This window comes from Prevotella sp. SGI.167 (genome assembly GCF_050313615.1).
In the GTDB taxonomy this organism is placed as follows: domain Bacteria; phylum Bacteroidota; class Bacteroidia; order Bacteroidales; family Bacteroidaceae; genus Prevotella.
On the sequence record NZ_JBNPLT010000156.1, the window covers coordinates 1 to 333 of the forward strand.

At 42.9% G+C, this 333-nt stretch carries 1 protein-coding gene; it reads left to right on the plus strand.

Going from position 1 to position 333, the window contains the following annotated elements:
* On the plus strand, positions 1-333 hold a 333-nt coding region (locus ACQRBJ_RS16325), incomplete at both ends, for a hypothetical protein (RefSeq protein WP_445304271.1).

The following is a 333-nucleotide window of genomic DNA, read 5'->3' on the forward strand; positions in this document are numbered from 1 at the left end:
TTGGATATAGCAGACAAGGCTCAGGTTGATTATAAAACTATCATCGAGGTTCTCCTTCATAGGAAGTTTGCTCATAACTCAGATTTGACCAAGCTCTTGAATGGTGTATTGGATACATCCGACGCAGAGGTCAATGAGTTGGGACTTGATGGATTGAAAAAGAAAATCAGTGATGCTGCTGACGAGGCGTTGGATGAAAAGCATAAGGCTGAAGAGTCTAAGGCATCTTCGGCCCCAGAGCAACCAGCTGTAAAACTGCCTAAGAAAACAGAAAAAGAAAAGCAGGAATCAGATAGTCAACTCCCTCGCAAGCGTTATACAACAACAGCTAGA